Annotated in this window: 3 protein-coding genes; all 3 read left to right on the top strand. The window is 68.5% G+C overall.

The window, feature by feature from the left end; all coding sequences use genetic code 11:
• Positions 1-917, top strand: a 917-nt coding sequence (locus N5E02_RS20400) for an N-acetylmuramoyl-L-alanine amidase (protein ID WP_279946694.1), incomplete at its 5' end; no start/stop codon positions are given.
• 139 nt (positions 918-1,056) lie between these two features.
• A complete protein-coding gene (gene mutL / locus N5E02_RS20395) occupies positions 1,057-2,958 on the top strand; it encodes a DNA mismatch repair endonuclease MutL (protein ID WP_032954348.1) in 1,902 nt (633 codons plus the stop codon).
• A gap of 11 nt (positions 2,959-2,969) precedes the next feature.
• Positions 2,970-3,899 carry a DUF1684 domain-containing protein gene (locus N5E02_RS20390; RefSeq protein ID WP_053500615.1) on the top strand — a complete coding sequence of 310 codons (930 nt, stop codon included), beginning with the start codon at positions 2,970-2,972 and terminating at the stop codon, positions 3,897-3,899.
• Positions 3,900-3,952 lie beyond the last annotated feature (53 nt).

Below are 3,952 nucleotides of genomic sequence, written 5' to 3'. Positions count from 1 at the left end.
CTTCATCCTCGCCGGCTGCAATCCTTGCCGGCCAGCGCACTGCTGCGGTGGTGACCACGCCGCCGGCAACGGCCCCCACACCCGCGCCGACGCCGGCCGAGCCGCCGCGTCCGGCGATGCCCAGCGATGCATCGCGCATCCGCATGCAGCCCGGCATGCGCCACCTGGTGGTGGCGATCGATCCCGGTCATGGTGGCCAGGACCCGGGCGCGATCGGCCCGACCGGCAAGCGCGAGAAGGATGTCACCCTGGCGGTGGCGCGTGAGCTGGCCCGCCAGGTCAATGCCACGCCGGGCCTGAAGGCCTACCTGACGCGCGACAGCGACGTGTTCATTCCGCTGCCGATGCGCGCGCAGAAGGCGCGTGCGAACAAGGCGGACATTTTCATCTCGATCCACGCCGATGCGGCTGAAAACCGTTCGGCCACGGGTTCGTCGGTGTACGTTCTGTCGACCAAGGGTGCCTCTTCGCAGCGCGCCCGCTGGCTGGCGGACAAGGAAAACGCGGCCGACCTGGTCGGTGGGGTGCGCCTGCAGCAGACCGAAGGCACCCTGGCCAACGTGCTGCTGGACCTGGCCCAGAGCGGCTACATGAAGGCGTCCGAAGATGCGGCCGGCCACGTGCTGGGCGGTCTGAAGCGGATCGGCAACAACCACAAGCCGAACATCGAGCGCGCCAACTTCGCGGTGCTGCGCACGTCGGACATGCCGGCGATGCTGGTGGAAACGGCATTCATTTCCAATCCGGATGAAGAGCGCCGCCTGACGGACCCGGCATACCAGCGCAAGGTGGCGGGCGCCGTGCTGGATGGCGTGCACACCTTCTTCAGCCGCCAACCGCCGCCGGGCACGTTGTATGCCGCCCGCGCGCAGGCTGAGATCGACGCCGCAGCCACGATGGCAGGCGGCAGCAAGTAAGCCGCCGAAGGCGGATTACTGCTTTCCGTAGAGTCGACTGTCAGTCGACTGCGCGCGCAGTATGGGGGTTTCGGTGGCCGGCGAAGAGCAGTCGACTGACAGTCGACTCTACATGCGCAGCCTCCGTTATCATCCCCGCATGACGTCTGCTACCCATCCGCGCCCGATCCGGCCGTTGCCGGAGATCCTCATCAACCAGATTGCCGCGGGCGAAGTGGTCGAACGACCCGCGTCGGTGGTCAAGGAGCTGGTCGAGAACGCGATCGACGCCGGCGCCAGCCGCGTTGATATCGATCTTGAAGAGGGCGGCGTGCGCCTGATCCGCATCCGCGACAACGGCAGTGGCATCGCGCCCGAGCAGTTGCCCCTGGCGGTGTCGCGCCATGCCACCAGCAAGATCGCCGATCTTGACGATCTCGAATCGGTGGCCACGCTCGGTTTCCGTGGAGAAGCGCTGCCGTCGATCGCATCGGTCAGCCGCTTCACCCTGTGCTCGCGGCGCGCGCACGACGAGCACGGTTCGGCACTGCAGATCGAAGGCGGCAAGATCGGCGAGGTGACCCCGCGCGCGCATGCGCCGGGCACCACGGTGGAAGTGCGCGAGTTGTTCTACAACGTGCCGGCGCGGCGCAAGTTCCTGCGCGCCGAGCGTACCGAACTGGGCCATATCGAAGAGTGGCTGCGTTCGCTGGCACTGGCACGGCCGGATGTCGAGCTGCGCGTGTCGCACAACGGCAAGGCCTCGCGGCGCTACAAGCCGGGCGATCTGTATTCCGATGCGCGCCTTGCCGAAACGCTGGGCGAGGATTTCGCCAACCAGGCCGTGCGCGTGGACCACAGCGGCGCCGGCCTGCGCCTGCATGGCTGGATTGCGCAGCCGCATTATTCGCGCGCGAGCGCCGACCAGCAGTACCTATACGTCAACGGTCGCTCAGTGCGTGACCGCAGCGTCGCCCACGCAGTGAAGATGGCCTACGGCGACGTGCTGTATCACGGCCGCCAGCCGGCCTATGTGCTGTTCCTCGAACTGGATCCGACCCGCGTCGACGTCAACGTGCATCCGGCCAAGCACGAGGTGCGCTTCCGCGATTCGCGGCTGGTCCACGATTTCGTCTATCGCACGTTGAAGGATGCGCTGGCCGATACCCGTGCCGGCATGTCGGCGCAGGAGATCGGTGCCGGCCCCGCACATCCGGTGGACGCCGCCGCCGTCCCGACCGCATCGAGCGCCGGCGCGTCGGGGTTCGGGCTGGTGCGCGGGGCTGCGCCCGGCTCGGGAGGTGGTGGTGGCGGGTTTTCAGGCTGGCGTCCGCAGCAGCCGCTGGGCCTGCAGGTGGCCGATGCACCGGCCGCCTACGCCGCGCTGTACGCCGCGCCCGCCGGCGTCGAACGCGCAGCGGCGTTGCCGCCGATGCCGAGCGAGAACGGGTTGCCGGTGACCAGTGCCGACGCGGGTGTACCGCCACTGGGCTACGCGATCGCGCAGCTGCATGGCATCTACATCCTGGCCGAGAACGCTGAAGGCCTGATCGTGGTCGACATGCATGCGGCCCACGAACGCATCGGCTACGAGCGCCTGAAGAATGCGCACGATGGCATCGGCCTGCAGTCGCAGCCGTTGCTGGTGCCGATCACGCTGGCGGTGGGCGAGCGCGAGGCCGACACTGCAGAAAGCGAAGCCGAGACACTGGCGGCGCTCGGCTTCGAGGTGACCCGGGCCGGCCCCGGTTCGCTGCACGTGCGCAGCATTCCGGCACTGCTGGCGCATGCAGAACCGGAAGGACTGCTGCGCGACGTGCTGACCGACCTGCGCGAGCATGGCCAGAGCCGCCGCGTGGCCAGTGCACGCGACGAACTGCTGTCGACCATGGCCTGCCACGGCGCGGTGCGTGCCAACCGGCGCCTGACCGTGCCGGAAATGAACGCGCTGCTGCGCGACATGGAAATCACCGAACGGTCCGGCCAGTGCAACCACGGCCGACCGACCTGGGCCCGTTTTTCGCTGGCGGAGATCGACCGCTGGTTCCTGCGCGGACGTTGAGGGGAGCATCGATGCGTTATCGGGGAATGGCGGGCCTGCTGGCCGCCGTGGTGTTGGCCGCCTGCAGCCCGGCAACACCGCCGGCGCCGACGGCCGCTGAAGATCCGGCCTACGCGGCCGCGCAGCAGCAATGGCGTGTAGCGCGCTACCAGGACCTGACCCGGCCCGATGGCTGGACGGCCCTGGTCGGCCTGCACTGGCTGCAGAACAAATCCCATTTCGTTGGCAGCGGCGCCACCAACGGCATCCGCCTGACGGTTGGCCCGGACAGGCTGGGCCTGCTGCGTCGCGAAGGGACGCAGTGGTGGTTCACGCCTGAAGCCGGTGTCGATGTCAGCCACGACGGCCAGCCGGTGCGTGGCCGCATCCGCGTCGACACCGACAAGGACGCGCAGCCGACGCTGCTGGCCTTCGATGGCGGCAAGGGCCAGCTCAGCATCATCCGCCGGGGGCCACGGGACGCGCTGCGGGTCAAGCATGCCGAGGCACCTGCGCGGCGTGATTTCGCCGGCCTGCAGTACTGGCCGGGCGGCGCGGACTGGCAGGTACAGGCGCGCTTCATCGCGCATCCGCCGGGCAAGACCTTGCCGATCGTCGACATCACTGGCTTGACCACCGAGATGCCCAATGCCGGTGCGGTGGAGTTCGAACGTGATGGCCGCAGCTGGCGCCTGGAGGCCATCGGTGCGCCCGGGCAGCCACTGTTCCTGATCTTTGCCGACCGCACCAGCGGCCGCGGCAGCTATCCGGCCGGGCGCTATCTGGATACCGATGCCCCCGCTGCAGACGGCACGGTGCGCATCGATTTCAACCATGCCTACAACCCACCGTGCGCGTTCACCGCCTACGCGACCTGCCCGCTGGCGCCGCCGGAAAACCGGTTGGACCTGCGCGTGGAAGCGGGCGAGAAGGCCTACCACCTGCCTGAAGGAGAAGGCTGACCATGCCGATCAAACACCTGTTCCGTACCGCGCTGTTGCTGGCGGCCTGCGCA

It is taken from the genome of Stenotrophomonas sp. GD03777 (assembly GCF_029842485.1).
Classification (GTDB): Bacteria; Pseudomonadota; Gammaproteobacteria; order Xanthomonadales; family Xanthomonadaceae; genus Stenotrophomonas; species Stenotrophomonas sepilia.
Note: the sequence above shows the minus strand (reverse complement) of the source record. Positions and strands in the feature narration are given on the sequence as shown.